This is a genomic window from Streptomyces sp. NPDC057307 (assembly GCF_042667665.1).
Lineage (GTDB): Bacteria > Actinomycetota > Actinomycetes > Streptomycetales > Streptomycetaceae > Streptomyces.
Map to the genome: position 1 here is coordinate 1 of NZ_JBHUZM010000281.1, position 1,344 is coordinate 1,344.

Below are 1,344 nucleotides of genomic sequence, written 5' to 3' on the forward strand. Positions count from 1 at the left end.
CTGATAGGGAAGTTGGGAGCGCTCCGCGCTCCTGAACGGGTCCGCTGCGCTCCCCCGCCTGACGGTCCTTCCGGCTGCGCCTCCAGGACCGATGAGCCCGCTTCGCGGGCCCAGCTGGCAACGAGAGAAGGGAGGTTGTTCCCGCTGGCGGACCTTTATTGCGCTCCGGCCTGGGTCGCCTGTGCGCCTCTCCGCCTAAGGGCTGTCCCGAAAACTGCAGGTGCGGCAGACCCTGGGCCGTTTTTGCCCTGGTGCCAGTCGCCACTGTGGGCGTTGTCAGTGGGCGAGGGCACACTGATGTCATGAGCGTTTCTTCGTCTCCCGAAGCCCATACGTCCTGCACCTCCCCTGTCTGGGTGGAGTCGATGGGCGGGCCCTTGATCGTCGTCCCCGTCTCCGCGTTGGCTGCGTGGCGTGGGTGTACGGAAACCGGGGTCATGGTGGGGGACGCCACCGCTCCAGACGACTACGACCGGGCCTGCGCGGTGGATGGTCTGGTCGGCGTGATCACCGTCGGCGAGAACGGTGCGCAGGCACTGGTGTTGGCGGACGAGCCAGCCACCAGCTGTTTTCTACCCGAGCATCGGGTCTTCCTGCGGTGGCTTGCGGCTGACTCCGAGGCCGGGCTGAAGGCGACGGCCGGGACTGTCCTTGCGGACCCCGCCGCTGAGTGGGAGGAGTGCGGCACGTGGTCATCGGACGGTCCAGCCACACTCATGGACTCTGCCGAAGCAGGTTCCGCTCTGGACACCGAGTATCCCGGCGGCGGGATGCCCTCCCAGGCGCCGGTTGCGCTGCCCGCCGGCCGCTGGAGGGTCCGAGCCACCCATACCAAGGCAGACGAAGAGAACTGGGTCGGCCTGGTCCAGATGCTGCCCATCCGATCTTCAACGGTCAGCTGCTTTGGTTGATTGCGGTCACGTGCTGCGCACAAGGTTGTGCAGATGGGCGATGCCGAGCACCGCGTGGCGCACACCTTCGCCTTTCAACCGGCAGTCGCGGAGGATCTTCCAGGTCTTCATCCGCGCGAAGGCGTGCTCGACGCGGGCGCAGACCTGCTTGTGCGAGCGGTTGTACTCCTGCTTCCAGGTAGGTAATTCCTCGCCCGGCCGTCGACGGTGTGACATGCCGGCACCAGTGCCGGGATAGCCGCCGTCGGCGATAGTCATGGTCTTGCCGACTGCGGCCTTCCCACCGGATTCTTCTCATGCCATGCAGTCATTGCGATTGCCCGGCAGGGGCCGGCCGACTAGGGCCTGTCTGACAAATGACCACCGGCGGGTTCGCGGAGCCACAGCATCAGAGCTGCCAGGACGATCCCAGCTCGGTAGCGATCGGCGAGCT

The 1,344-nt window shown here is 66.4% G+C and carries 1 protein-coding gene and 1 pseudogene; one reads left to right on the top strand and one right to left on the bottom strand.

Annotated features, from left to right (window positions below):
• Positions 1–302 precede the first annotated feature (302 nt).
• On the top strand, positions 303–911 hold the full coding sequence (locus ACFUN8_RS37325; protein WP_383647887.1) for an immunity 21 family protein: 609 nt from the start codon (positions 303–305) through the stop codon (positions 909–911).
• 6 nt (positions 912–917) lie between these two features.
• Here ACFUN8_RS37325 and ACFUN8_RS37330 read toward each other — a convergent pair.
• A pseudogene (locus ACFUN8_RS37330) lies at positions 918–1,253 on the bottom strand (transposase family protein); the annotation flags it as partial.
• Between the last annotated feature and the right edge of the window lie 91 nt (positions 1,254–1,344).